Annotated in this window: 30 protein-coding genes and 2 pseudogenes; 17 read left to right on the top strand and 15 right to left on the bottom strand. The window is 44.4% G+C overall.

The genetic code is table 11. The annotated features are described in order from the left end of the window. Positions 1 to 576: 576 nt before the first annotated feature. The 5 genes from MCJ35_RS24410 to MCJ35_RS24390 are packed head-to-tail and all read left to right on the top strand — an operon-like array spanning position 577 to position 4,346. The gene (locus tag MCJ35_RS24410) at positions 577 to 1,308 is read left to right on the top strand and encodes an amino acid ABC transporter ATP-binding protein (protein WP_331472273.1); all 732 of its coding nucleotides are present in this window, start codon (positions 577 to 579) and stop codon (positions 1,306 to 1,308) included. Positions 1,309 to 1,352: 44 nt separating this feature from the next. Then, positions 1,353 to 2,318 carry a transporter substrate-binding domain-containing protein gene (locus tag MCJ35_RS24405; protein WP_025484799.1) on the top strand — a complete coding sequence of 322 codons (966 nt, stop codon included), beginning with the start codon at positions 1,353 to 1,355 and terminating at the stop codon, positions 2,316 to 2,318. A gap of 28 nt (positions 2,319 to 2,346) precedes the next feature. Then, positions 2,347 to 3,072, top strand: a complete 726-nt coding sequence (locus MCJ35_RS24400) for an amino acid ABC transporter permease (protein ID WP_025484800.1) — start codon at positions 2,347 to 2,349, stop codon at positions 3,070 to 3,072. Further along, the gene (locus MCJ35_RS24395) at positions 3,066 to 3,728 is read left to right on the top strand and encodes an amino acid ABC transporter permease (RefSeq protein WP_025484802.1); all 663 of its coding nucleotides are present in this window, start codon (positions 3,066 to 3,068) and stop codon (positions 3,726 to 3,728) included. Before MCJ35_RS24400 ends, MCJ35_RS24395 begins: the two co-directional genes overlap by 7 nt. Before the next feature lie 12 nt (positions 3,729 to 3,740). Continuing rightward, on the top strand, positions 3,741 to 4,346 hold the full coding sequence (locus MCJ35_RS24390; protein WP_025484803.1) for a cytidylate kinase-like family protein: 606 nt from the start codon (positions 3,741 to 3,743) through the stop codon (positions 4,344 to 4,346). A 183-nt stretch (positions 4,347 to 4,529) separates the two neighbouring features. Here the strand turns inward: MCJ35_RS24390 and MCJ35_RS24385 are convergent, their stop codons facing one another. Then, positions 4,530 to 5,084: a helix-turn-helix domain-containing protein gene (locus MCJ35_RS24385; protein ID WP_025484804.1), complete on the bottom strand. Its 555-nt coding sequence runs from the start codon at positions 5,082 to 5,084 to the stop codon at positions 4,530 to 4,532. A 277-nt stretch (positions 5,085 to 5,361) separates the two neighbouring features. Between MCJ35_RS24385 and MCJ35_RS24380 the strand changes: the two genes are divergently transcribed. From MCJ35_RS24380 to MCJ35_RS24345, 8 genes and pseudogenes are all read left to right on the top strand, one after another. Next, positions 5,362 to 5,859, top strand: a complete 498-nt coding sequence (locus MCJ35_RS24380; RefSeq protein WP_025484805.1) for an L-2-amino-thiazoline-4-carboxylic acid hydrolase — start codon at positions 5,362 to 5,364, stop codon at positions 5,857 to 5,859. Positions 5,860 to 5,962: 103 nt separating this feature from the next. Then, entirely contained in the window at positions 5,963 to 7,180 is a 1,218-nt protein-coding gene (locus MCJ35_RS24375; protein WP_025484806.1) for an ABC transporter substrate-binding protein, read from the top strand. 36 nt (positions 7,181 to 7,216) lie between these two features. Then, a complete protein-coding gene (locus MCJ35_RS24370) occupies positions 7,217 to 8,098 on the top strand; it encodes a branched-chain amino acid ABC transporter permease (RefSeq protein WP_025484807.1) in 882 nt (293 codons plus the stop codon). After that, positions 8,095 to 9,105 (top strand): branched-chain amino acid ABC transporter permease, encoded by a 1,011-nt coding sequence (locus tag MCJ35_RS24365; RefSeq protein WP_025484808.1) that lies wholly within the window; start codon positions 8,095 to 8,097, stop codon positions 9,103 to 9,105. Before MCJ35_RS24370 ends, MCJ35_RS24365 begins: the two co-directional genes overlap by 4 nt. A gap of 2 nt (positions 9,106 to 9,107) precedes the next feature. Further along, positions 9,108 to 9,899, top strand: a complete 792-nt coding sequence (locus MCJ35_RS24360) for an ABC transporter ATP-binding protein (RefSeq protein WP_025484809.1) — start codon at positions 9,108 to 9,110, stop codon at positions 9,897 to 9,899. Then, positions 9,886 to 10,602 (top strand): ABC transporter ATP-binding protein, encoded by a 717-nt coding sequence (locus MCJ35_RS24355; protein WP_488473306.1) that lies wholly within the window; start codon positions 9,886 to 9,888, stop codon positions 10,600 to 10,602. Before MCJ35_RS24360 ends, MCJ35_RS24355 begins: the two co-directional genes overlap by 14 nt. Positions 10,603 to 10,671: 69 nt before the next feature. Further along, positions 10,672 to 11,415, top strand: coding sequence for an SDR family NAD(P)-dependent oxidoreductase (locus MCJ35_RS24350; protein WP_025484811.1), 744 nt, complete (start codon positions 10,672 to 10,674; stop codon positions 11,413 to 11,415). Between the two features lie 74 nt (positions 11,416 to 11,489). Continuing rightward, positions 11,490 to 11,817: pseudogene (locus MCJ35_RS24345) on the top strand (transposase); the annotation flags it as partial. Positions 11,818 to 11,883: 66 nt separating this feature from the next. Here MCJ35_RS24345 and MCJ35_RS24340 read toward each other — a convergent pair. The 3 genes from MCJ35_RS24340 to MCJ35_RS24330 form a co-directional block, all read right to left on the bottom strand. Beyond that, on the bottom strand, positions 11,884 to 12,432 hold the full coding sequence (locus tag MCJ35_RS24340) for a cysteine hydrolase family protein (RefSeq protein ID WP_025484815.1): 549 nt from the start codon (positions 12,430 to 12,432) through the stop codon (positions 11,884 to 11,886). Positions 12,433 to 12,493: 61 nt separating this feature from the next. After that, positions 12,494 to 12,877, bottom strand: a complete 384-nt coding sequence (locus MCJ35_RS24335; protein WP_025484816.1) for a winged helix-turn-helix transcriptional regulator — start codon at positions 12,875 to 12,877, stop codon at positions 12,494 to 12,496. After that, positions 12,878 to 13,753 (bottom strand): LysR family transcriptional regulator, encoded by an 876-nt coding sequence (locus tag MCJ35_RS24330; RefSeq protein ID WP_025484817.1) that lies wholly within the window; start codon positions 13,751 to 13,753, stop codon positions 12,878 to 12,880. Positions 13,754 to 13,856: 103 nt separating this feature from the next. Here MCJ35_RS24330 and MCJ35_RS24325 point away from each other — a divergent pair, with 103 nt between their 5' ends. The 3 genes from MCJ35_RS24325 to MCJ35_RS24315 all read left to right on the top strand — a co-directional run bounded on the left by MCJ35_RS24325 (position 13,857) and on the right by MCJ35_RS24315 (position 15,629). Next, complete coding sequence (locus tag MCJ35_RS24325) at positions 13,857 to 14,600, top strand: SDR family NAD(P)-dependent oxidoreductase (RefSeq protein WP_034577248.1); 744 nt, start codon at positions 13,857 to 13,859, stop codon at positions 14,598 to 14,600. Between the two features lie 75 nt (positions 14,601 to 14,675). Then, positions 14,676 to 15,041 carry a winged helix-turn-helix transcriptional regulator gene (locus MCJ35_RS24320; protein WP_025484820.1) on the top strand — a complete coding sequence of 122 codons (366 nt, stop codon included), beginning with the start codon at positions 14,676 to 14,678 and terminating at the stop codon, positions 15,039 to 15,041. Between the two features lie 81 nt (positions 15,042 to 15,122). Beyond that, positions 15,123 to 15,629, top strand: a complete 507-nt coding sequence (locus tag MCJ35_RS24315; RefSeq protein WP_025484821.1) for a YbhB/YbcL family Raf kinase inhibitor-like protein — start codon at positions 15,123 to 15,125, stop codon at positions 15,627 to 15,629. Positions 15,630 to 15,868: 239 nt separating this feature from the next. On the opposite strand, the gene MCJ35_RS24310 is transcribed toward MCJ35_RS24315, so the two are convergent. Together MCJ35_RS24310 and MCJ35_RS24305 are read right to left on the bottom strand one after the other, a co-directional pair. Beyond that, positions 15,869 to 16,426: a nitroreductase family protein gene (locus MCJ35_RS24310; RefSeq protein WP_025484822.1), complete on the bottom strand. Its 558-nt coding sequence runs from the start codon at positions 16,424 to 16,426 to the stop codon at positions 15,869 to 15,871. 60 nt (positions 16,427 to 16,486) lie between these two features. After that, complete coding sequence (locus tag MCJ35_RS24305) at positions 16,487 to 16,903, bottom strand: SRPBCC family protein (protein WP_025484823.1); 417 nt, start codon at positions 16,901 to 16,903, stop codon at positions 16,487 to 16,489. Positions 16,904 to 17,004: 101 nt separating this feature from the next. Here MCJ35_RS24305 and MCJ35_RS24300 point away from each other — a divergent pair, with 101 nt between their 5' ends. Next, on the top strand, positions 17,005 to 17,958 hold the full coding sequence (locus MCJ35_RS24300; RefSeq protein WP_025484824.1) for a helix-turn-helix transcriptional regulator: 954 nt from the start codon (positions 17,005 to 17,007) through the stop codon (positions 17,956 to 17,958). A gap of 165 nt (positions 17,959 to 18,123) precedes the next feature. On the opposite strand, the gene MCJ35_RS24295 is transcribed toward MCJ35_RS24300, so the two are convergent. From MCJ35_RS24295 to MCJ35_RS24255, 9 genes and pseudogenes are all read right to left on the bottom strand, one after another. Then, positions 18,124 to 19,179, bottom strand: coding sequence for a pyridoxal phosphate-dependent aminotransferase (locus tag MCJ35_RS24295; RefSeq protein ID WP_025484825.1), 1,056 nt, complete (start codon positions 19,177 to 19,179; stop codon positions 18,124 to 18,126). Between the two features lie 250 nt (positions 19,180 to 19,429). After that, entirely contained in the window at positions 19,430 to 20,248 is an 819-nt protein-coding gene (locus MCJ35_RS24290; protein ID WP_240299681.1) for an alpha/beta fold hydrolase, read from the bottom strand. Between the two features lie 23 nt (positions 20,249 to 20,271). Continuing rightward, a complete protein-coding gene (locus MCJ35_RS24285; RefSeq protein WP_240299680.1) occupies positions 20,272 to 20,700 on the bottom strand; it encodes a hypothetical protein in 429 nt (142 codons plus the stop codon). Positions 20,701 to 20,891: 191 nt separating this feature from the next. Continuing rightward, a complete protein-coding gene (locus MCJ35_RS24280; protein ID WP_025484826.1) occupies positions 20,892 to 21,365 on the bottom strand; it encodes a chorismate mutase in 474 nt (157 codons plus the stop codon). A gap of 40 nt (positions 21,366 to 21,405) precedes the next feature. Then, a complete protein-coding gene (locus MCJ35_RS24275; protein WP_025484827.1) occupies positions 21,406 to 21,726 on the bottom strand; it encodes a cupin domain-containing protein in 321 nt (106 codons plus the stop codon). Positions 21,727 to 21,742: 16 nt separating this feature from the next. Then, positions 21,743 to 22,129, bottom strand: a complete 387-nt coding sequence (locus tag MCJ35_RS24270) for a GNAT family N-acetyltransferase (RefSeq protein WP_240299808.1) — start codon at positions 22,127 to 22,129, stop codon at positions 21,743 to 21,745. A 45-nt stretch (positions 22,130 to 22,174) separates the two neighbouring features. Beyond that, positions 22,175 to 22,498 (bottom strand): annotated as a pseudogene (locus MCJ35_RS24265) (winged helix-turn-helix transcriptional regulator); the annotation flags it as partial. Next, the gene (locus MCJ35_RS24260; protein ID WP_025484830.1) at positions 22,495 to 22,674 is read right to left on the bottom strand and encodes a hypothetical protein; all 180 of its coding nucleotides are present in this window, start codon (positions 22,672 to 22,674) and stop codon (positions 22,495 to 22,497) included. The gene MCJ35_RS24260 and the pseudogene MCJ35_RS24265, both read right to left, overlap by 4 nt. Then, on the bottom strand, positions 22,658 to 23,509 hold the full coding sequence (locus MCJ35_RS24255; RefSeq protein WP_025484832.1) for a prephenate dehydratase: 852 nt from the start codon (positions 23,507 to 23,509) through the stop codon (positions 22,658 to 22,660). Before MCJ35_RS24255 ends, MCJ35_RS24260 begins: the two co-directional genes overlap by 17 nt. Between the last annotated feature and the right edge of the window lie 185 nt (positions 23,510 to 23,694).

The following is a 23,694-nucleotide window of genomic DNA, read 5'->3' as shown; positions in this document are numbered from 1 at the left end:
CGGAAATACCCATCAAAGCGTATTCATTAAAAGTAGCACTACACAGAGATTGGTTACAGAAATATAAGAATATAGAATGATGTATAATCTAGAATTTATCAGTGGATTCCATACAAATACCAAGTTATTCTAATCCATGCCTTTAATAATCTGGGCATGTACGTGGTGGCAGAGGGCGCAGAGACAGAAGCGCAGAAGCAGATGGTCATTGACCTGGTGTAGAACAGATTCAGGGGTATCACTATTCAAAGCCGCTTCCCGGGGATGAGATGGAGGGATTCTTGGAAGCCAAGCTGCACCGTCCATAATATTTTACAGTTTTTCCGTGGGATTTTCCATGTATGGCGGAGAAAGCCGATGCTATGCTATTGGGAACAGGATGAGAACCAATATGGATACACAGGAGGTAAGGCCAAGAGACACAATACGAAAAGCCAGAAAAGACTTGACATTTTAAAAGAATGCTTTTATAATATGCACCATTAACAAATAGTTGGTAAACAGAAAAGCGAAGGCGCTTAAGAATTTTAATTCTTAAGCGCCTTTTATGCTTTAATCAGAGAGGTGGTAGGACAGATGCCGGATATGTTGAAAGTAGAAAAACTTAAAAAAAATTTCGGGGACCTGGAGGTACTTAAAGATATCAGCCTGACCGTAAAAGAAGGGGAGAAGCTGGTTATTATCGGTCCTTCGGGCTCCGGCAAATCGACATTTATTCGCTGTATCAATTTCCTGGAGGAGCCTACCAGCGGAAAGGTAATCATTGAAGGGACAGAGGTGACCAGGAAGAATCATCTGGACATGGCGAAAAAGTATTCCTCCATGGTATTCCAGCAGTTTAACCTGTATCCGCACCTGACTGTGCTGGATAACCTGACTCTGGCCCCAGTTAAGCTTCAGCATGTTCCAAAGGCAGAGGCTCGGGAAAGTGCCATGAAGTGTCTCGAACGGGTGGGGCTAAAGGAAAAGGCGGGTAACTATCCATCCCAGCTCTCAGGAGGCCAGCAGCAGAGGGTGGCTATCGCCAGGGCATTGTGCACCAAACAGCCATTAATTCTATTTGACGAGCCTACATCAGCCCTGGATCCGGAAATGGTGCAGGAGGTATTGAATGTCATGGTGGAACTGGCCCATGAGAATATCACCATGATTTGTGTGACACATGAGATGGGATTTGCACGCCAGGTGGCCGACAGGGTCATATTCATGGATGGCGGCTATATCCTGGAAGAGGGGACGCCGGAACATTTCTTTGACAACCCGGAACAAGAGAGAACCAAAGCGTTTTTAAGCAAGATACTTCATTAGGATGATGCTTGTTTGGAATAATGATAAAGAGGAGGAAACAATTTATGAAAAAGAAATTATTTGCAACTGTAATGGCAATGGTAATGGCAGCTTCCCTGACGGCCTGTGGGTCATCCTCAGCCGGTACTACTGAGGCAGCGGATACACAGGCGAAGACAGATACTACGGTCAGCATGGATACGGCAACGGCAGATGCAGGCAGTACGACAGACGCCGGAAGCGCGGCAGATGACGGCAGCACTGTGGATACCGGAAGTTTAACAGCAGACAAGATGACGGCGGATGTACAGAAGATTATCGACAGGGGAGTTCTAAAGGTGGGCTGTAAGTCTGATATCCCCAAGTTCAGCCTTCAGAACACGGCTACAGGTGAATATGAAGGATTTGAGGATGACCTGGCCTTTGAAATTGCCGGTGAAATCTTCGGATGCACCATGGATGAGGCAAAGGAGAAGAAGCTGGTGGAATTCCAGGGTGTTACAGCCAAGACCAGGGGTCCGCTTCTGGAAAATGGTGAGATTGACCTGGTCATTGCCACATTTACCATTACAGATGATAGAAAGGAAACCTATAATTTCTCCACCCCATATTATACGGACGCAGTGGGACTTCTGGTAAATAAGGATTCCGGTATTACATCCATTGAGGATTTGGATGGTAAGGTTATCGGAGTGGCTCAGGCTTCCACCAGTAAGGACGGATTCATGGCATATGTGGAGGAAAAGGGCCTGTCCGTGAAGCCTGAATTCCAGGAGTTTGACGGTTATCCCGCCCTGGCCCAGGCTCTGGCTACCAAGCAGATTGACTGCTTCAGCGTGGATCGTGCTATCCTGGCCGGATATGTCAATGACACCAATATGATTCTGGATGACCGTTTTGCAGAGCAGGATTATGGAGTTGCTTCCGCAAAGGAGAATACAGGATTGGCGGAACTGGTGGAGTCCAAGGTTACATCCATGTTGTCAGACGGTTCCATGAAGGCACTTCAGGACCAGTGGGGACTGCAGTAGTTATGAAACAGAGTAGGGGTAGATTTGTATGATAAAAGGTCTTTTAGATGGGAAAAGGTGGAGTGCGCTGTTAAAGGCATTTCCTGAATATTATGTACCAGGATTTTTGATGACCTTAAAAATAGCACTTGTAGGGCTGGCCGTAGCGCTGGCCCTTGGCGTAATATTCGGGACCCTTTCAACATCCAGGTTTAAACCATTCCGGTTTATTTCCAGGATATATGTGGAGTTCATCCAGAATACGCCTCTGGCGCTGCAGGTCATGTTTTATTATTCAGTGCTGCCCATGGTGTTCTCAGGCTCAGGGTTCAGGATTCCTAAGTTCGCACTTGGGGTTATCGGGGTGGGTATCTATCATGGTGCGTACATATCGGAGGTAATAAGGACAGGAATAGAGGCAATCCCCAGGGGACAATCGGAGGCAGCGGCTTCCCAGGGATTCTCCTATATCCAGACCATGTATCATATCATACTTCCGCAGACCATTAAGATCATCATGCCGCCTCTTGCCAACCAGGCCCTTAACCTGGTGAAGAATACTTCCATCCTGGCCATGGTGGCGGGTATGGACCTGATGTATTTTACGGATTCCTGGGGAGCGGAGAGAGGATATTTTGCCCAGGCGTATCTTACAAGCGCTCTGTTATACTTTATCATCTGCTTTCCGCTGGCCCGTCTGGCGCGGTATCTGGAAATACGTGCTCTCAGGCTTCCCACTGCAAAGCATAATAACATAGAGGAGGGCGTATGTTAGGATTATTCAACCAGATTTTTACTCCGGCTAATGTGGTGTTTATGATGAACGGCCTGAAAATGACGGTTATCATTGCTGTATTGTCAACAGCCATCAGCATTGTATTTGGTATCCTTCTGGCACTGATAAGGACCTATGGCCGTGGTGGATGGAAATGGGCCGGAACCCTGGTGGCCGTGTACACCGAATTCTTCCGGTGTACCCCAAACCTGCTGTGGATATTATGGATATATTTTACGGTAAGGGGAAACAAAATCGGCGTGTGTGTATTTGCCATCAGCCTCTTTACCTCGGCCGTAATGGCGGAAATATTCAGGGGCGGCCTGAACGCGGTTCCCAAGGGTCAGTTTGAGGCAGCACGGTCCCAGGGATTCAGTTTCTGCGGTACCTTGTGGTATATTGTGCTTCCTCAGATGTTCAGGAAGGTAATCCCGGCCCTGCTGAGCCAGGTTATTACCGTGATTAAGGATACATCTTTCCTCAAAATGGTGGATGTAGCTGAATTCATGAGAAACTGTGGCGTGGTCCTGGGGAGCATATACGATGTACGCGGGATGCTGATGCTTTTTTGCTTTGAAGCTGCATGTTATTTTTCCATCTGTTTTGCGCTGAGCTGTGTTGTGAGGACATATCAGAAGACCATCGCTGCGGCATAGGAGGGAGGATTTATGGAAACATTCACAGTGACGATTACGAGGCAATTTGGAAGCCTGGGCCGATCCATAGCAAAGGAATTGTCCCGGGAGCTGGGCGTGGAATTTTACGACAGGGATATTGTGGAGGAGGTTGCCAAAAGGCTGGATATGCCTGTATCCGATATAAGCAATCAGGAGGAACAGGCAAAGCACAGTTTTCTGCCCCGGATGTTCCCGCTGGGGACAGATGAGGAATATATACAGGATATAATATTTGATGTGCAGAAGGATATCATACTGGACCTGGCGGCCAGATCGAACTGCATCATGGTGGGCAGGTGTTCTGATTACCTATTGGAAAACAGGAAGAACAACATTAACATTTTCATCTACGCACCCTATGCCAGGCGTCTGGAAAACTGTATACACATTCTGGATATGGACAGGGATGAGGCGGAGCATATGATTGTATCCGTGGACAAGGCGCGAAATGCGTATCACAAAAAATATGCCGGCTATATGCCTAATGACCCCAGGCATAAACACTTGATGATTGATTCTTCCCTTTTGGGGGTGGAAGGAACGGCCGGACTGATTGCCGATATGGTCCGCAAATTGTATAACCAGATCATAATATAAAATTGGGTAATGCAGTTCCGGCCCAGAATTCCATAATAGGGCAGATCCTAAGCCCTAATAAAGCCGCTAAACAAAGTTACCCTGCCCTGATTGTTTTATTCTTTTTCTACGCAAAATAAAATGTATAAGCATGAAAATATAGATTTTGAAGAAAGAAGAGGACGTTTTTATTCGTTCCCCGCTTCAGCTCAATATCCGGTTTCGTGTACATATGATTACACATTCCTCATCCTGGATATTAAGTACCCTGTGGTTCCGGTTAGAGAGCACCCGGATGGTATCCCCTTCCTCCAGCGGGATTACCTCGCCATCAAATTCAAAAACTGCGTTCCCTTTTAAGATGAAGGAAGCTTCCTCCTCGGGATGGCGGCTTAGACGGCTGTCAACCTCGCTGTGGGGAGGCAGGACAATTAGGATCATATCAAAATTACCCCGTACAACCTTGTCTGATAAGAGACCATACATGGCGGTCTCTTTCTGCCCTTCATATATTCTCTTGCGTTCCCTATGACGTACCACAAGGTCGCTGTTCTTTACATCCTCGGCTAAAAGGTCGGCAACGCTGCAGTCCATGACATGTGAGACTGCCTCCAGCACACTTATGGTGGGGTTGCCGATGCCCCGCTCCATCTGGCTGAGCAGGGAACTGCTGACACCGGATTGTTCTGCCATTTCCTGGATGGTCATGCCATACCGGTTTCGGAATGTCTTGATTTTTCTGCCTATGTTTTCTATCATTATCCCACCTCTGGCCTGTTTATTGTATCTTTGACCTGCCCGCTACATTCCATGGCCGGTCCTGTTAAGCAACATAAATATGTGTCACTATACATTCTGAAAAACAAGTTTGTCAAGATATTTCCATAATTTTTTTGTTATTAAAGTTAATATAATAAAAATAATTCATTAAAATGAAGAAATGATTTGACAAATATAGAATGAAGATGCTATAACTCAATACATCAAAATCACGGCGCGCAGGTTTGATTAAAATGATGACACAGGAGGAACATATATGGGCGAGATAAAGAACATACCGGTAATATCAGATGAAAAGGTGGATATAAACCGTGCAGCCATCAGCCACAGGGCAACCTGGATGGCCCTTACCTACGAGGCGGCGAAAGAGGAAGGCGCGGACGGTGAGGCATTTGCCAGGAAAGCCATTGCAAAAACAGGGCAGCTTCAGGGGGCATCCATTAAGGCGGGCTGCAATCCGGATGATGTTGCAACTTTCAGGGCTGCATTCCTCTCAGATGTGGTGGAAAAGACATTTGAGATGGAGGTTAAAACAGCAGATGAGGATTGTCTGGAGATTGACTTCCATTACTGCCCGCTGGTGGCCGGATGGCTGAAGGCAGGAGTACCTGCAAAGGATATCCCCGCGTTATGCGATATGGCAATGGACGGGGACAGGAATATCGCGGCGGTCATGGGATATGAGTTCCATCTGGGAAAAACCATTGCAGGCGGTGATGATATCTGTGAGGTCTGTTTTTGTAAAAGGAAGTAAGGATAATCACATAGAGCCGGTTATACAAGGAAAGCGAAGATGCTGAACGAAAAACAGTGTCTGCGCTTTTTTATTATTCCAGTCGTATGAGGAGGAAATGATCATGAGAAAACATATGAAGAAAAAGGCAACGGCAGTCCTGCTGGCCGCAGCCGTGGCATTTGGCCTTGCCGGATGTGGCGCGGCAGCGGCAGGTACATCCGAAGGTTCAGGAAACACACAGGCAGGAAGCGCGGCGCCAGAAGGAAGCGGGAAATCCAAGGGTACCATAAAGCTGGGCCTGGTTGCCCCTGTTACAGGGGTTCACGCGGAATACGGACAAGGTTTTCAGGCTGCCACCCAAATCGCGGTTGATGAACTGAACGGCGCCGGGGGTGTGAACGGTTACCAGCTGGTAATCGAGGTAAAGGATTCTGCTGCGGACCCCAAGACCAGCGCGGATATGGTGACACAGTTCTGTGAGGATGATGATATCAAGGCTGTGATTGGGGATTTCACCAGCGGCGCCTGTATGGCGGATGCCCCAATCGTGGATGAGTATGGCTGTGTCCTGATATCCCCAACCGCCTCCAATCCTGATTATGCCCCCATGAGTGAATATTGCTTCTCGACCATGTACAACCAGGCTGACAAGGCGCCGTGGGTTGCCAAATCAGTGATTGGAAAGTTCATGGGACTGGATAAGATAGCTGTCATGTACCTGAATACGGACTGGGGCATCAGTACGAACCAGCATCTGGTGGATGCGTTGAAGGAAGCAGGGATTGAGGTCATGGCAGATGAGTCCTACGAGGAAATGGAGACTGACTTCAGTTCTGTGATTGCCAAGCTGAAGGCCTCCGGTGCAGAGGCGGTATGCATCCTGGACCAGGGCAATGTGCCCTCCATCATCAACCAGATTAAGGCATCAGGCTGGAATCCTAAGATGGTAACGGAGGGACCAGGCGCTTCCCAACAGCTGTTGGACCTGTGCGGCGCTAATGCAGAGGGGCTGATTGTTTCCGATTCTTCCTATATTACCCCGGACAACCCGGTTACGAAGGATTTTTATGAGAAGTTTTTTGCCATGAATAAGACCGCCCCGACAGACCATGCGCTTTGTGCCTACAATGCTGTGCAGATGCTGGCAATCGCCATAGAGAAAACCGGCGATGGTGAGATTACAAGGGAGGCCATCAAGGATAACCTGAAGGACGCAGCCTATGACGGGATGGCAGGCAGGCTTACCTTTGATGAAAATGGTGGAGGTGTCCGTCAGTTCCTGCTCCTGGGGGTAGAGGGCGGCAAGTATGTGATTGAAGAGGATTATGGGTTTGAGTAAACTGATTTTAAAAATAATCATCAGGGAGGAACGCATATGGTATCACAATACATTATCAGTCAGTTGGTAAACGGACTGTGCCAGGGATTTATCTATGCCTTGATTGCCCTGGGCTTTGCTGTTATTGTCGGAGTGGTGGGGCTGGCTACATTTACCCATGGAGAGGTCCTTATGATTGGCGCATATGCGTCCTTCTACCTGTTCCTGTTCTGCGGAAATAATATAATACTGGGACTTTTCGCCAGCTTTGCCGCTGCCTGGGTAGTGGGTATCATCATCTACAAGCTCTGTTATGAGCATTTTGTCAATGCCCCGGAACATATCTCACTGATATGTACCATCGGATTCAGTATGTTATTAAAGAACCTGGCCCAGATTCTGTTCGGCACAGAGAGGAAACCTATGCTGAACATTGTGCAGAACCGGATTTTCCATCTGGGACCAGTGGACATCAGCAGCGTGCAGCTCATCATCATTGCCACGGTCATCATACTCAGCACGGCCATGATGATGATTTTTAACAGGAGCAGGTGGGGGATTGCCCTCAGATGCGTGAGCCAGAACCGGGAAGCGGCAGCCCTGGTGGGAATCAATGTAAGGCGGACGGCCATGATAGGAAACTGTATCGGATGCGCCATGGCAGGTGTTGCAGGTACGCTGATTGGGATTTACTACCAGTCCATCAGCCCTACCATGGGCACTACGCTGAGCATGAAAGCATTTGCGGCAGCCACCCTTGGCGGACTTACCAGCGTACCGCTGTCTTCCTTTGGCGGTGTAATCCTGGGAATGATTGAAAACATGGGAATAGCCATATCCTCGGCAAGCTTCAGGGATGTGTTTTCCTTTGGCTTTCTTATCATCATGCTGGTATTCAGACCGACTGGTTTTGTTAAAAGGAAAGGAGTAAGGCCATGACAGAGAAAATAAGCCACTTATACAATAGGTACAGGACAGCTGTATGGATTGCCTGCCTGGCTGTGATGCTGGCTCTGCCCCTGTTTGTGAAAACGGGCAATATGAGGATTGTGTGCAGGATCATGCTTTATATCATCCTGGCAGGCGGCCTGAATATAATCAATGGATACTGCGGGCAGCTGTGTTTCGGGATAGCGGGATTTTACTGTGTGGGGGCTTATGTGCAGGCCATTCTTATGAAGACCTTTGGAGTCAGTTTCTGGGCGGCCCTTCTTCCGGCCGGCATCATGGCAGCTTTAATCGGGGCGGTGGTGGCACTTCCGGCCCTGCGCATGAAGGGAATCTTCCTGGCCATGATTACCATTGGGTTTTCAGAACTCATGCGTCTTATTGCGCTTAACTGGACGCCTGTAACGGGCGGCGCCATGGGATTCAAGGGGATCATGGCGCCGCGTTTCCTTGGCATCAAGATGGGCGGCGCTTCTAAATACTATTATATTTTCCTGGCCGCCGTGCTGCTTTATATGTTCTGTACCAGCCGTGTCATCAAATCGAGGGTAGGGAGGGCGTGGATGTCCATCCGGGAGGATGAACTGGCAGCCAGGTCCCTGGGCGTGGACGCCAGACGGTACAAGGTGCTTAACTTCATGTACGGCGCTTTCTGGGCAGGAATCGGAGGGGCTGTGTATTCCGCCTATGCCTCCTATGTGGATTCCACCTATTTTACCCTGGACGAGGGGTTCAACATCCTGGCCATGCTGATTATCGGAGGACAGGGAACCCTGGCAGGTCCTGTGGTTGGTTCGGTTGTGGCCCAGGGACTGACAGAGGCGCTTCGCGGCATTGAGGAATGGCGTTATGTGGTATACGCCTCCCTTATCATACTGATGATGTGGGTACGTCCCCAGGGGCTTGCAGGCGCATCAGGCAGCATGCTCGCGGGAACCAGGACAAAGAAAAAGAAACATACACAGCATGCTGCAGTAAAAATACCAAAGGAGGCGTAGTGATGGGAGCTTTGCTTGAGGCAAAACATGTTTCAAAGATATTCGGCGGCCTGGTGGCGGTGGACGATGTGGATATGACCATTGAGAAGGGGGATATTTATGGGATCATCGGACCGAACGGCGCCGGAAAGACAACATTTTTTAATATCTGTTCCGGTTTTTACACCCCGACTTCCGGCTCCATTTACCTGGAGGAATCCAGGATATCCGGGCTTCCCTGTGACAGGATTGCCCGGATGGGCATTGCCCGGACCTTTCAGAACATACAGCTGTTCCGGTATATGACGGTCCTGGAAAACATTAAAATAGGTTTCCACATCAATACAAGGACAAACCTGTTTGATGCCATCCTTCACTCCAGGAGGTATAGGGAGGATGAGGCGATGATAGAGGAGAAAGGGGCGCAGATACTGAAGGAGGTAGGACTTAGCGGATATGCATATACCATGGCGGGAAATCTTCCCTACGGTGTACAGCGGAAGGTGGAAATAGCCCGTGCCCTGGCCCTGGAACCTAGAATCGTGCTTCTGGATGAACCTGCGGCGGGCATGAATCCCCGGGAAACGGATTCCCTTATGGAATTCATGGTCATGCTGAAGGAAAAGGGATACACCATAGCGGTCATTGAACATGATATGAAATTCGTGATGAATTCGTGTAACCATATCCTGGTCCTGAATTTCGGACGTAAAATCTGTGAGGGTACCCCGGAGCATGTGAAGGATGACAAGGGGGTACAGGAAGCTTATTTTGGCAAGGGACTCATTGCGGAAAGAGGGGTTGCGTATGCTTAAGGTTGAAAATCTGGTAGTCAGCTACGGACATATCAATGCCCTGCGGGGTATAAGCTTTGAAGTAAACCAGGGGGAAATCATTTCCCTTATCGGGGCCAACGGTGCAGGCAAGACCACGGCCCTGATGGCGGTTTCAAACCTTGCGGGGAAGGAGTCGGGCCGGATTTCTTTCATGGACCGGGATATTACTGCGATGCCTCCCCATAAGATTGTGAAGATGGGTATATGCCACGTGCCGGAGGGCAGGAAGATCTTCCCGGAACTGACCGTGTATGAGAATATGATATCCGGTTCCTTTGGCAATCCCAATCTGGGCCGGGAACGGATGGATGAACTGGTGGAGGAACAGTTTACGATGTTCCCAAGGCTAAGGGAGAGAAGGAATCAGGCAGGAGGCACCCTGTCCGGAGGGGAACAGCAGATGCTTGCCATTGCCAGGGGGCTGATGATGGATCCCAAAATCATCATGCTGGATGAGCCGTCCCTTGGCCTGGCGCCCATAGTTGTGGAAGAGATATTTGAGTTAATCCAGAAAATCAGGGATTACGGGAAAACCATCCTTCTGATTGAGCAGAATGCATCCATGGCGCTGAGTATCGCCAACCGGGGATATGTGCTGGAAAACGGTACAGTCACTTTAACCGGATCAGGCAGGGACCTGCTGTCGGACAGGGAGGTACAGAGGGCTTATCTGGGGGCGTAGGGGAGTTAGAAGAGGCCCTGATCTGGGTCCTGGATTATGAAAAACACAAGGAAAAGGGGATGAGGAAACATGCTCACAGGAAAGACTGCGCTGATTACAGGGGCCGGGAGCGGCATAGGAAGACGGATTGCCATCTGTATGGCGGGACAGAATGCCAGGGTATTCCTGGTGGGGAGGAGGAAAGAAGCGCTGGAAGAAACGGTCCGCTTATGCGGGAGCGGCAAGGGAGAGGCTGCATATATGCCCTGTGACATATCCAGGGAGGAAGATGTAAAGGCGGCTGTGGCAGAGGCGGTACATATATTTGGTACCATTGATACAGTGGTGAATAATGCGGCCCTGTTCCTGGAAACCGATATATTGAAGCCGCATCTGGAGGATTCATGGATGAAGATGCTGGATGTAAATGTCATGGGTATAATCCGGGTCATCCATGAAGCCATACCTTACCTTATCCGGCATGAAAAGAGTTCGGTTATCAATCTGTCTTCCATAGACGCGTTCAGTGGCTGTAAAGGATATGCAGGCTATTCTGCTGCAAAAGGGGCGGTGGTCAGTCTTACCCGGGGCCTGGCAGTGGATTTGGGGGTGTATGGGGTCAGGGTCAATGCCATTGCGCCAGGAATCACAAAGACACCAATGACACAGGCGCGGATTAAGGCAGACAGGGATAATTATATTGCAAGGACGCTGCTTAAGCGGATTGGGACAGATAAGGATATTGCAGATGCAGCCCTGTTCCTCGCCTCGGATATGGCTGATTATATCACAGGCGAGGTGCTGCAGGTAAACGGGGGGATGCAGATGATTTGAAGAAAATAAAAAGCCATATAAAAGCACCGAAAAAGGCCAGGACATATCCCTCCACCAACAGGTATCCCAAAGAGGTGCCAAGGGACTGTGAGCCCACCTTTAAGCCCCAAGCAATCCCCAAACACACCCATGGTGTCAGCGGCGTTGAGGATAAAGTACTGGCCATGTATGCACGGGGCATGAGCCAACGGGATATCCCGGTTACTACCGAAGATATCTATGGCTTTAAGGTATCCCATGAAACAATCCCAACCGTCACGGACAGGGTGGTTGAAACAGCCGATGAATTGCAGAACCGGCCATTAAAAATTCTATACGTTCGTCTTTGTAGACTGCCTGTATGTCTCAATCTGGAAGGAGATGGAAACAAAAAATTGTGCCGTTTGCGTAATCCTTGGGTATGTTTACACAGTTTACTTTTATTAATTTTGCCAGATACCTTCTAAAAGGAGTTACCCAGCTTGTTTATTACCTGAATATATTCCATTGATCTACAGTTACAATTTCCGCAAATTTATTGCTTAGGGAAGCCATAAATACGGCTTGGACAACAGGTGCGGGTACGGATATATGATTCCATTCCAGTTCCTTCGTTGCACATGCGTCTTCCAAAAGAGTGATCTCATAGCCCAGGTTCTTAGCAGCCCTTACCGTAGTATCGACGCACATATGTGTCATCATGCCGCAGACCACTAAATGACGGATATCTTTTTTATCAAGTTCCGATTTTAAAATGGTCTGATAAAAGCTGTCCGGTGTATGCTTCTCAATTACTAATTCCCCAGTTTGAGGGTAAACACTTTTATGGATGCGCACTCCCTCTGTATTTGGTACAAAAAATGCTGCGTCTGGAGATGGATTAATATGCTGGACATGGAAAACAGGAAGCCCATGTTCCCGGAATATCTGTAATACGTTCTTTGCCTGATTTGCTGCTGATTCCGGCCGATACAATTCATATTTCCCATTTGGGAAATAGTCATTCTGTATATCAATCAAAAGCAGTCCTATACTCATTTCAATTACCTCCATATGTTTTTAGATCTATTATAATTGAAATGAGGATATAGTAAATTACTTACTTTTTGGTAGGTAAGCTCTGGCTATACGGAATTCCTTTTTGCTCAAGAATATCGGCGCCTCCATGTTCTAGCATGTATTCGATGCCGAGTTCCTGCATGATTTCTACGGCCTGCAGCAACTTTCGTCCTCGTCCCGTCAGAAAGTATTCCACATGTAGTGGATAGCCTTCTGTGCTTATCTTATCAATCAAATCAAATTCGCGCAGTTCTTTCAGTTGCTGTAATAACATTTTTTCCGATATACCTTCTATCGTATGTTGTAATTCTGAAAATGTCCGATTCCCTTTTCTTAATTGAAAAATGATGATGGTTTTCCATTTCCCTTTTACAATGTCATGTATAATTTCCAGGGGGCAGGTATATTCCTGACGCATTTTCATTTATAGCACCTCATATATTCCAGTCTTCATCCCATCATTCCTCATTTGGGAAGGTATAATCACATCCCTGAACTGATAGACTTCTTTTTTCTGTGAATTGCAGGATGTCACCATATAGATTGTCAGTTCATCAATCCCAGACACCTGAAATGTGCTTAATTTACGATTCCCGGCAGTTACAGCTGTGGGAAGGAGGGAGATACCGGTTCCCAGAGCGACTGCATGGGATATTGCCTCTACGGTATCGAGTTCTATCAAAGCAGGAATGGAATGTATTTGGGAAAGCACCCAGTTTTGGAGCATTCTTCGATAGGGGCAGGTTTCTATCGTGTTTACGATGAGAGGATACCTGCATATGTCCTCCAACGTGCTGCCGGCCGGTGCAAGGATGCTTAACATTTCTTTAAAAGAAAAGATGGATTTTAAGTGTGGTTTTAAATACTGAGGTTCCACAAAGACACAATCAGCTTCCCCCTTTTCTAGTAAAGAAATAAGGCGGTCCTGCCGATCCGTAACGCATGAACAGGCCACATCAGGGTGTTGTTTTTGATAATCAGCAAGCCACCGGGGTAATCGAGTGGCGGCCAGCGTCTGGGTGGTCCCAATTTTCAGTTTTGTGGAAGCCTTCCTTAACTCGGAAACTGCGCGCTCCAGCAGTTCCAGGACTGCATCTGCATAGTACAATAATTTTTCCCCATCTTCTGTCAGAGTTACCCCTTTTCCATGACGCGCAAATAGCGTGGTTCCCAGTTCCTCTTCCAGCCTTTTTATATGGGCAGTCACGTTCGATTGCACATAGTTTAAATTTGCGGCTGCCCCGGTTATAGAGCCTGTATATGCGACTTCTTTAAAAATCCTTAATTCAAGACTTTCCAATTTACCCACCTATCATTCTGTGTGATTGCATGTATCATTACCGGTTATTATACAATATCTGAATCAGAAAGTATAATAAATCCAAAAGAAAAGGAGGCATTCTATGATAACATTCAAAAATAAAGTGGCCCTTGTCACCGGAGGCGGAACGGGAGTTGGACGGGCCGCATGCATAAAGTTGGCGGAATATGGGGCTTCTGTCATTGTTAGTTACGCTCACTCCCATGAGGAGGCGCAGGAAACGGTTCAGATGATAGTAAAGAACGGAGGTAATGCGGCTGCAATCAGAGCGGATATTTCTAAAGATTCAGAGGTTCATAAAATGGTTTTGGAGGTGCAGAATCAATTTGGAGGAATTCACTACCTGGTTAACAATGCAGGTATAACAGAGCAGCTGGATTTGGATGATTTGGAGGGTGTTATGGATGCGATGTGGGAGAAGCTATTTTCTGTCAATGTAAAGGGCGCATTTTATTGCACCCGTGCTGTGGTACCATTCATGAAAACAAAGACAGGGTGTTCGATTCTTAATATGGGGAGTATTGCCGGCATAACAGGATCCGGATCCTCGCTGCCATATGCCGCTTCCAAAGCTGCTGTCCATTGCCTGACGAAATCGTTGGCCCGCGCCCTGGCACCTGATATCCGGGTAAACTGCATAGCGCCGGCAGCTATTTCTACAAGATGGTGGTCCGGTGAGGAAGAAAAAATGTACCGGCTCAGCGGCAATCTCCCGCTACAGCGAATTTCAACAGCGGAAGACATTGCGGAATTAATCTGTGCGGTTTTGGCCCAGGATTCCATGACAGGGCAGATCATAAGCCCTAATAATGGGATGCTGATCTGATTTACAAAGCTGTTAATGGCATTGAGAAAAAATAGAATTTGAGGTAAGATAGGGGGCAAAGGATGTGATGGCAATATGAAAATGCGGGAAGAATTTACATGCCCCCTCGAACTGGTACATGATATGATAAAAGGCAAATGGAAGCCAATCATTATATGGCGGCTGCGCCTGGGACCGACCTCTCTTGCCAAGCTGGAAAAGGATATTGATGGGATTACACAGAAGATGCTGCTGGAGCAGCTAAAGGAGTTGATAGACTATGGTTTTGTAGAGAAGAAATCCTTCGAGGGCTATCCGTTGCATGTAGAGTATTCCTTAACGGAAGGACAGGGCAGGGAGCTTTTGCAGGCGCTGAAAATCATGCAGCATATCGGGATTGAATACCTGAAAGCACAGGGAAAAGAGGCCCTGCTGATTGAAAAGGGAGTTGTCCCGGAATAATACCTACGAAAAAGTGGGTAATTTACGTCGGGAATCCATGTGGGTATGATGGTATTGAATAAATCGCATGGAGGTGGAATTATGATTGTGACGAGTACAGGAATCATCGGCGGAAAGATCCAGGACCAATATGGAGGGCGCGGGACCCAGTTTAATGAAAACGGGATTCCAACGTATTCCCTGCCATTTAAAATTGAGGAGGCTCCGGAGGGGACCGTTTCTTTTGCGGTCATCCTGGAAGACAAAGACTCCTATCCGGTTACAGGTGGATTTGTATGGGTTCACTGGCTGGCCGCGAACATCACGCGCAATGAGCTGAAGGATAATGAGAGCCAGACGGCCTGTGACTTTATCCAGGGCTGCAATAGCTGGACGAGTATCCAAGGCGGCCAGCAAAGCAGGAATCTGTCCAGCTTCTATGGAGGCATGACACCACCCGATCAGGCACATACTTATGAGCTGCATGTTTTTGCACTGGATGGCCTGTTGGATCTGCAGACGGGATTTTACTTAAATGAGCTGTATCACATGATGGAAGGGCATATTTTAACCCAGTATACATTAAAGGGTATATACGACAGGATGTAAACAATAATCGGGACATGGAAGCCGATAAACAAAGCTTCCCTGCCCCGATTGTTTTATTTTTTTTCCACGCATTTAGACTTCCGTTTTCCTGGGATAGTTCATCATTCTTCCGTCCGCTGACTGTCTCTAAAAGTCCTTAATTTTCGGATACTGTTAATGTCCTAAATGCATAGACAGCAGGTACTTTTTCGGAGGCGCTGCAGTTTAGCACATGAGCAATATTTCATAAGTTGCACTATCTAATGATATTGAACAGGTATTTTCCATTTCCGCTTTCTCCTGTTAGGCAGAGGCTTCTGTGGATAACCAAGTACCATGCCGGCTAATGGCCGAAAGTTATCTGGCAAGTTTAGCTGCTCTAATAAATTGTTATCTAACGTGAATGCGTATAAAGCCCCCGTGATACAAACACTGCCAATCCCCATATCAGTAGCAGCCAAAGTCATATTCTCGATTATACAGCCAGCATTAATGTACTCTAAATTTGGCTGCGGTATTTTATTGCCTTCACCTAATTGAAAAGGTTGATACTCTTTTCCTGAGATTATTACGCAGGCAGGGGCTTTATATAAAGGATCTATGAAAGATTTTCCCAGATAAATGCCTACTGTCTTACCAATTTTTCTAAGCAGCATTGTATCCTGAATTACTGTAATCATCATGCTGTCATAATTTTTTGAAGCAATCGGAGCCATTTCACCTGCTTCCAATATTTTATTCAACTCATCAGTCTTTATTTGTTCTGGACAAAACCGGCGATTTGATCCTCTTTTTATAATTGTATCAAATATATCCATCTCCGCTATCCTCCTGAATGGAAGAACGCCGGGGGCTGTAACCCTTCCCGGCACTCTTTTCTATAAATTGATTAAACCGTTTAGTGCCTCGAAAATACCAGATTGAATATGGGGCCAGATTTCATTTCCAAACATATCCGCCATATTGTCATCTATTTCAGCAACCATTCTATGTGTTACCTGAATGTTTCCATCAAGTGGCCTGATTAAGTGATATGTCACGATTTTTCCAAAGGGCAGGTCCGTCTGATCGATAAATTCCTCATTTTTCTTTACCGAAATAATCATCATGCTCCGGGGTTCCGGTTCACCCTCCGCAAAGCAACGAATTATATTGCCCGCCTCGAAAGCGCCGTTTATTTCAGCTTTAGAAGAATCGTCCCATTTTGGCCAGCTTGGAACATCTGTCCAAATCGTCCAAATAGCCGTATCACTTTTTGCTGTCATTAAGCTAACCTGTGCTTCAAATTTTTTCATATGATTTCTCCTTTGATTTTTATTGTATAGTACCACAATATTCTTGACATCTATATGTCAGGAATTTATAATCGTATCAAAAAATAGATGGGGTTGATTATGTGAAAATAGATAGGCTGATTGCAATCATTATGATATTGTTAGAGCGGGATAAAGTGAATGCAGAAGAATTGGCAAATATGTTTGAAGTTTCAACCCGCACAATATATAGGGATTTAGACTCCATAAATCAGGCCGGTATTCCTGTTGTGGCTGTATCTGGCCCCGGCAATGGCATCAGTATATTAAAATCATATAAAGTTGAAAAGCACTTGTTTTCGACTAATGAGATTACGGCCCTGCTTATGGCATTAGGCAGTATACAGAGTAATTTGCCAAGTCAGGATATAACAACTGCGCTGGCAAAGGTGAAAGGAATGATACCACCAGAGAAACAGGAAGAACTAAATTTTAGGACGAATCAAATCCGCCTGGATTTTTCACCCTGGTTATATTCGGATAGTGTTCTTAAAAGAATAAAATTTGTTCAAAGAGCGATTGAGCAAAAATTCCTTTTAGAATTTGAATACAAAGATAATAAAAGCCGGGACAGTGTACGGAAAATTGAGCCATACTGTCTGTTGTTACGAGAGGAAGATTGGTATATTCAAGGCTTCTGTCTCATGCGGCAGGATTTTCGTACATTCAAAATTTTGCGAATGAAGAATTTGCGTGTGGATGAACAAGTGTTTGAGCCGCGTCCTTTCCCCGCTGAGTATAGTAAACCGACAAAATTTAATGATGAGACATTAACAAAAGTGAAACTTCGTGTGCATGAAAATGTCGTGGACAAAATTATTTCCCGTTTTGGAGAAGAATGCCTGTCACAAGAAAATACAGATTATTATATTGCACAGGTTTACATGCCTGTTAACAATCTTTCAGTCAATTATTTATTGAGTTATGGCGACAAAGTAGAGTGCGTTGAACCATTATCTATGAGGGCGAAAATGCTTGAGATAACTGGAAAGTTATATAAAATGTATAAGACCGGAAATGAAAATATAGACTTATAATTATAGGTTTTGCAAATGGTATTTTACTTAAATGAGCTGCATCACAAGATGGAAGGGCATATACGACAAAATCTAAATATAAGCAGGGGCATGGGAGCCAATAGACTGGTCTCATGCCCTGGCTTTTGGCATATAGGGGACAGGATTTTACTGGTAAAAGTAGTTTTATTGATTTAGGACTGCATGCAATGTTTCAACAAATTTTTCATTTTCCTCATGTATCCTAATGGCTATACGGCAATATTCTGACCCTAAGCCATAGAAGTATGAGCAGTCCCGCGTTTTAATTCCTTTCTCTAAAAGTCTTTTTCGTAGGTTTTTACAGGTTGACCGAAAGAGCAGGTAATTTCCATAGGATGGCCATACAGTAATGTTCAGTGCTAGCAATTGCGAAAACAGCCAATTTCGTTCATCGGACAAAAAGTTATAAGTCTTTTGCATATAGCATTTATCCATAAGCGCACATAACCCTGCGAATTGAGCCGGAACGGAAACACTGTAACTCTGTCCCTGTGTTTTCATTTTTTTAAGTAATACATGATTACCGGAAATACAAAATCCAAGCCGGAATCCTGCTAAAGAATAAGTTTTAGTAAAAGCATCAATCACAATAATATTTGAGGACAGTGCTGCCTTTTGTTTTAGGGTATATTGCTCCCATTCCTGCACGAATTCTAAAAAGCATTCATCTATAACCAGAAGTATATTTTCTTTCCGGCATTTTTTGATAATTTCCCCCATAAGCGGTTCACAGACAAGATTACCAGTAGGATTATTCGGATTGCAAAGGAACAGGATATCCAAATCGTTTGTTATTACTGACAATACATTTTGGTCAAGTTTAAATTGATTGGTAGGACTTAATTGGTAATGGTATACGCTGCAGCCGATTAACTCCAGTGCGTGGCTGTATTCCTCAAAAGTCGGTTCTATAATAAGTGCCTTATGGGGGTTCAAGGCAAAGACCAGGCGATAAAGTAAGTCATCCGCTCCATTTCCACAAAGAATGCAGTTTGAGGATATTTTATATTTTTCTGCTAAAGCGGCAGACAGGGTACTGCAATCGGAATCCGGGTAGAAACCAACAGCATTAATTACACTTGATATATTTTGGCGGATGGTGTCTGGTATGCCCAAGGCATTTGTATTTACTGAGAAATCGAGACAATTGTTATCTATATGTTCAGTAATAGAAAACCATGAATTTTCTGCTTGTTTCATTGTATACTCCCTGTCTTTATTTTTTATAAGATAAATACGGTTTACTGGTTAAATGATAAATTCCTCCCGTTGAATAACCGTCTGGTTTTCCTTTATAAGTGTTTGAATGATCTGTAGTCCGCTTTCCAGTTCTGCCATCGTTTGGGGAAACAGGTAGCCAGACGGATTGCATTATCTAATATGGGAACAGATTCACAGTACGACTACCAAATTGGAGGTCATGACCGACACTGAATTTGCGAAAAGCATTTTACGCCTGTTCAATTCTTAAAAGCCAGTCAATAACCAGTTCATTAAATAAATGGGGCTGTTCAATCTGCAAATTATGTCCAGCCATATCCAATACAGAAAATGTTGCTCTTGAATAGCTCTCTGCAAGCCGCCATGCGTCTTGATAGCCGACACACTTATCCTGTTTACCGCATATAAATAGAACTGGCTTTTGATAAGTAATACCCCGAATGATCTCGTCTACATTGAAGCTGAATTCATAGTTATTTTCCAGGGTATTTATAAAATTATTATCAGCCAGTACCAAGCCGGCCAGAACTTCATTTTTATATCTCTGATGTGTATATTGATTAGCGAGAACAGAATACTCACAAAAATCCGTTCTTTCTGTATCGGTCAGTGTATTTAAGTATTTTTCATCTGAAAAAAATATATCATTTAATGGCAGAGTGCGCTTGCTATGATCTGGTTCTATAACAGGGCATAATAGCATCATCCCATCCACATTTTTAAACTGTCTTGCCAGAATTCCGCGTGCCAAATATCCGCCATAGGATTCACCTATTAACAGAAAATTTAGTATATCTAAATTTCTGATGAATGAAATCAATAATTCCAATATATAATCGGAGGCTGCAAACTCTAAGGAAGCCGTTGATTGGCCCATCCCGGGCAAGTCTACATATATGCGTCTGTAATTGGATTGAGTATCAAATATAGGCTCCAAACAGCTTTTCATTAAAGTCCAGTTGCAACCTAAACCATGCAATATAATAATGGGCTTTCCATCACCAATCATTTCATAATGCAGTTTCATATTTTTATATGAATAGAACATAGTGGCACCTCTTTAGTGATGGTCTACAAATTATACTGTGTGCTTTTAACCAAATTGCCATTCGTATCATATATTGTAATGGCGCCGCTGTTTGCTGGGAGAATGACAACAAATGGTTTTGTGCTGTCTATGTCTATGCTGCTGATATCATTACCGTTGTCAATCTCTATCTTACTGATTTGCAGCCTGTTCATTGACATAAATATTCGTTCTTCATAGCCCTCGATAATAATTTCTCCTACCCCCTGATTGATATCACTGCCGATGTTACCGCCAGCTCTGAAAAAGTAGCCAGATGATAAACCGTGACGTTTAACGTATATGGATATCGTATGGTTGATAAAATCACCGTCATAAAAAATCATGGCAGAAATGGTATTTGTAGTATCTTTTGATACTTGCCAGTTAACATCAATATACTGAGACTTTCGGGCATCCTTTTCAATATTCATTTTGGATATACCTGTATTGCAATAAAATACAAAGTTAGAATTACAAGAAATACTATAATAACGCTGAAACCAATATACTTCGATGATTTTTTCATTTGATTTTCTCCTTATAAGGGACTGGAAAATTATGCAGATTAGTCTGAGTAACCCGTCAAGGATTCCGTCGATAGCTGGTCAACGCGGTTCGGAATTTATAATTCAATCCCGTTTGAGTCCGATAAAACATTTTCATAGTACTTTGATAAAGAGGCAAGAAGCTTATTCCCCTCTATACCGCTTTTATGTAAGGTTTCTTTTACCGAATCCATATGTGAAATAAAATTGTCCAATACTTGATTTGACATACCCAATGCCTGTCCAACTGCGCTCAAATCAGCTTCTTTTATTTCAAACTGATATTCTCCTAAGTTTGTTTCTATCCGGATTGCCGCCGCTATTAACTCCTTAAACACACGGGTTAATGCCTCCGGATCGGCACCGGTCTGTTCGGAAAATAATTTTTGGGAAGAATAAATCTTTTCTTCCCGCGCCGATTGATAAATTGGCAGGTGCTGCTCCTCCTTGACTTTTCCCACAAGGATAGCCAGGGACAATCTAAGCAGGATTATATAATCTAAAGACTGGTCTAATCGGTCTAACTGTTTTCTGATAGCGTCAAGCTCCATGACTCCTCCTTTTACAATTCACATGTTCTCCAAATCGTGTTCACTCCGCTTCACTTTCCGTAGAAATCTTTATCACTACAGTGGTTTGATTCGCATTGTTCCATATGGAATGTGGCGTCATTCCATTTACAAAGACTGATTCATTTTTCTTGACAATAACTGCTTTATCATCAAGCATGATCCTGGCTTCCCCATCTACGACAATGAATATATGATCTTCCTTGTGTGTGTGGTTTCCCTCTGGCCCGCCGCCGTTTACATCAATATAGGCGATTGCTCCCCATTTGATTTTACCGTTTTCGTCAAATAATCTTTTGGCTGAAAATCCCTTGTGATTAGGTGGTGTAATAAATCCCTGCATGTATGATTCCTCCATCTTACATATTTTTTTGATAGACAGTACAATTCTCTTGATGACTGGATTTTTCATATCCGGAGCGTTCTAAAAAGCCGTTGATATTCTGATCTGAATGATTCACGGTCAATTTAAAATGCTGATGTGGGTATTCTCTTTCTGCCTCTTCAAGCAGCTTCGTTCCAATCCCCTGTTTCTTGTAATCGGGGTGGACGGCTATCAATGTTATGTGCAGCGTATCATTTTCAGAGCATCCGCCAATCACCCCCACTATTTCATCTGACTCATTTATTGCCTTTAAGAAAAATTGATTTATCCTTTGGGGCGTAATTAATTCTGAATCAACATAGACGGAAGTTAAATTCAGTAACTCAGAAATTTCCTGAAAGTCCGATGGTTCAGCTTTCATAATCATCATAATTTTTCCAGCCGTTGTTCTCATTGGCATTTGCCCATCAACCATACATTTATAATTGCACCCCCATTCTACCATTGCAAACAGGATTGGTTTCAGACTATACCCAAGATCGGTCAGAGTATATTCGACCTTTGGCGGCACTTCAGGATAGACACGCCGGGTAAGCAATCCGTTATCTTCCATTGACCGCAGGTTGGCCGTTAATACTTTGGTTGACACATTCCCCAATGCTTTCCGAATCTCCCCAAACCGTCTTGTCCCATAAAGAAGTTCTCGCAGTATCTGCACTTTCCAACGGTCATTTATGAGAGTCAATGTCACGTCCACCGGACAACGTGGTAAAACTTTTTTAGTTGTCAAAACTGAATTCTCCTTTCTGCATCAGAGAAAAACCTGGCCCTAATGTAGCTGTGAAAGACTTTTTCCCTTGATCCAACGATCGTAGTTACAGGTGTAATTGGATATGCGGAACAAAATTCTGCTCCAGCATCAATAGCAGCTCTGGCTATCGCTTCATTTTCAAATAATAGTTCCATAATTCCCTCCTAAATCAGCTTCATACGCTCCAAATACTTTAACATTATTGTCTATTGAAATTTCCTCAAGAGATTTTTTTATTCTGTGTTCAAGATAATGTCCTTCTAATTCTATATAAAAGTAATATTCCCCCAGCTCCTGCTTCGTAGGTCTTGATATGATAGCGAGTAAATTAATTCCATTTTTCTTAAAAGGCATTAATATGTTCAGTAACATCCCCGGTTGTTTTGTTACACTATCTAAAATCACAAGAGATGTTTTATATTTTTTTTCAGTATCAAATTCTTGTTTCCCCTTAGATATAATAATAAATCTTGTTTCATTATTCGGTGAATCTGTAATTTCCTTAACAGAAAAAGGAAAATCCTTCTTCACTAATAAATGCTGCGGTATAATGGCCGCTTCTGTCTCCGCACCCATTTTAACTTGTTCAAATGAATCGCTATTACTTTCAGTTGTAATAATCTTAACAGAATCCAAACCGTCTAAAAATTTCAGACACTGCCCCTGGGCTTTGAACTGACAGTATACTTTATTAACCTTTGTTGTATCCATACTATTGGCCACAAATGAAAAATGCACAGGCAGAATTACTTCTCCAATAATAGATGCATTATTCTTTATTAACAGGTCGATCGTTCGTTGGACAAATCCATCTAAAGTATTTTCAATAGGCAACACACCAAGCTGGCACTCACTGTCTAACCGGTCAAACACACTATTCAATGTTTTACAGTATATTATTTCACTTTCACTTCCACCTTTTTTTGCGTATATCTCTGCCGCAACCTCGCAGAACGTTCCCCTATTACCTAATATAGCTATTTTATTCATGTTTCTCCTTACCTGACATCATGTTTAAAAATTCAAGCATAATATTCTAAAATATAATCCTTCTTGCACGTCTTTGATGCATTCACTCTACTTTAAAAAAAGGTTTTATGTAACCCGATTCCCCAAACTAAAATTCCTTTCTATAGTTTCTTTTAGAAACTATATTACAAATATGTTTCTACTTT

It is taken from the genome of Enterocloster sp. OA13, from assembly GCF_022440595.1.
GTDB classification, from domain to species: domain Bacteria; phylum Bacillota; class Clostridia; order Lachnospirales; family Lachnospiraceae; genus Enterocloster; species Enterocloster hominis.
The sequence above is the reverse complement of the archived record's forward strand: the minus strand, read 5'-3'. Positions and strand labels throughout refer to the sequence as shown.

Bases quoted from the DNA above. Each gene is read 5' to 3' on its own strand.
- MCJ35_RS24410 (WP_331472273.1), top strand. From the start codon at position 577: ATGCCGGATATGTTGAAAGTAGAAAAACTTAAAAAAAATTTCGGGGAC.
- MCJ35_RS24405 (WP_025484799.1), top strand. From the start codon at position 1,353: ATGAAAAAGAAATTATTTGCAACTGTAATGGCAATGGTAATGGCAGCT.
- MCJ35_RS24400 (WP_025484800.1), top strand. From the start codon at position 2,347: ATGATAAAAGGTCTTTTAGATGGGAAAAGGTGGAGTGCGCTGTTAAAG.
- MCJ35_RS24395 (WP_025484802.1), top strand. From the start codon at position 3,066: ATGTTAGGATTATTCAACCAGATTTTTACTCCGGCTAATGTGGTGTTT.
- MCJ35_RS24390 (WP_025484803.1), top strand. From the start codon at position 3,741: ATGGAAACATTCACAGTGACGATTACGAGGCAATTTGGAAGCCTGGGC.
- MCJ35_RS24385 (WP_025484804.1), bottom strand. From the start codon at position 5,084: ATGATAGAAAACATAGGCAGAAAAATCAAGACATTCCGAAACCGGTAT.
- MCJ35_RS24380 (WP_025484805.1), top strand. From the start codon at position 5,362: ATGGGCGAGATAAAGAACATACCGGTAATATCAGATGAAAAGGTGGAT.
- MCJ35_RS24375 (WP_025484806.1), top strand. From the start codon at position 5,963: ATGAGAAAACATATGAAGAAAAAGGCAACGGCAGTCCTGCTGGCCGCA.
- MCJ35_RS24370 (WP_025484807.1), top strand. From the start codon at position 7,217: ATGGTATCACAATACATTATCAGTCAGTTGGTAAACGGACTGTGCCAG.
- MCJ35_RS24365 (WP_025484808.1), top strand. From the start codon at position 8,095: ATGACAGAGAAAATAAGCCACTTATACAATAGGTACAGGACAGCTGTA.
- MCJ35_RS24360 (WP_025484809.1), top strand. From the start codon at position 9,108: ATGGGAGCTTTGCTTGAGGCAAAACATGTTTCAAAGATATTCGGCGGC.
- MCJ35_RS24350 (WP_025484811.1), top strand. From the start codon at position 10,672: ATGCTCACAGGAAAGACTGCGCTGATTACAGGGGCCGGGAGCGGCATA.
- MCJ35_RS24340 (WP_025484815.1), bottom strand. From the start codon at position 12,432: ATGAGTATAGGACTGCTTTTGATTGATATACAGAATGACTATTTCCCA.
- MCJ35_RS24335 (WP_025484816.1), bottom strand. From the start codon at position 12,877: ATGAAAATGCGTCAGGAATATACCTGCCCCCTGGAAATTATACATGAC.
- MCJ35_RS24325 (WP_034577248.1), top strand. From the start codon at position 13,857: ATGATAACATTCAAAAATAAAGTGGCCCTTGTCACCGGAGGCGGAACG.
- MCJ35_RS24320 (WP_025484820.1), top strand. From the start codon at position 14,676: ATGAAAATGCGGGAAGAATTTACATGCCCCCTCGAACTGGTACATGAT.
- MCJ35_RS24315 (WP_025484821.1), top strand. From the start codon at position 15,123: ATGATTGTGACGAGTACAGGAATCATCGGCGGAAAGATCCAGGACCAA.
- MCJ35_RS24310 (WP_025484822.1), bottom strand. From the start codon at position 16,426: ATGGATATATTTGATACAATTATAAAAAGAGGATCAAATCGCCGGTTT.
- MCJ35_RS24305 (WP_025484823.1), bottom strand. From the start codon at position 16,903: ATGAAAAAATTTGAAGCACAGGTTAGCTTAATGACAGCAAAAAGTGAT.
- MCJ35_RS24295 (WP_025484825.1), bottom strand. From the start codon at position 19,179: ATGAAACAAGCAGAAAATTCATGGTTTTCTATTACTGAACATATAGAT.
- MCJ35_RS24290 (WP_240299681.1), bottom strand. From the start codon at position 20,248: ATGTTCTATTCATATAAAAATATGAAACTGCATTATGAAATGATTGGT.
- MCJ35_RS24285 (WP_240299680.1), bottom strand. From the start codon at position 20,700: ATGAATATTGAAAAGGATGCCCGAAAGTCTCAGTATATTGATGTTAAC.
- MCJ35_RS24280 (WP_025484826.1), bottom strand. From the start codon at position 21,365: ATGGAGCTTGACGCTATCAGAAAACAGTTAGACCGATTAGACCAGTCT.
- MCJ35_RS24275 (WP_025484827.1), bottom strand. From the start codon at position 21,726: ATGCAGGGATTTATTACACCACCTAATCACAAGGGATTTTCAGCCAAA.
- MCJ35_RS24270 (WP_240299808.1), bottom strand. From the start codon at position 22,129: ATGAAAGCTGAACCATCGGACTTTCAGGAAATTTCTGAGTTACTGAAT.
- MCJ35_RS24260 (WP_025484830.1), bottom strand. From the start codon at position 22,674: ATGGAACTATTATTTGAAAATGAAGCGATAGCCAGAGCTGCTATTGAT.
- MCJ35_RS24255 (WP_025484832.1), bottom strand. From the start codon at position 23,509: ATGAATAAAATAGCTATATTAGGTAATAGGGGAACGTTCTGCGAGGTT.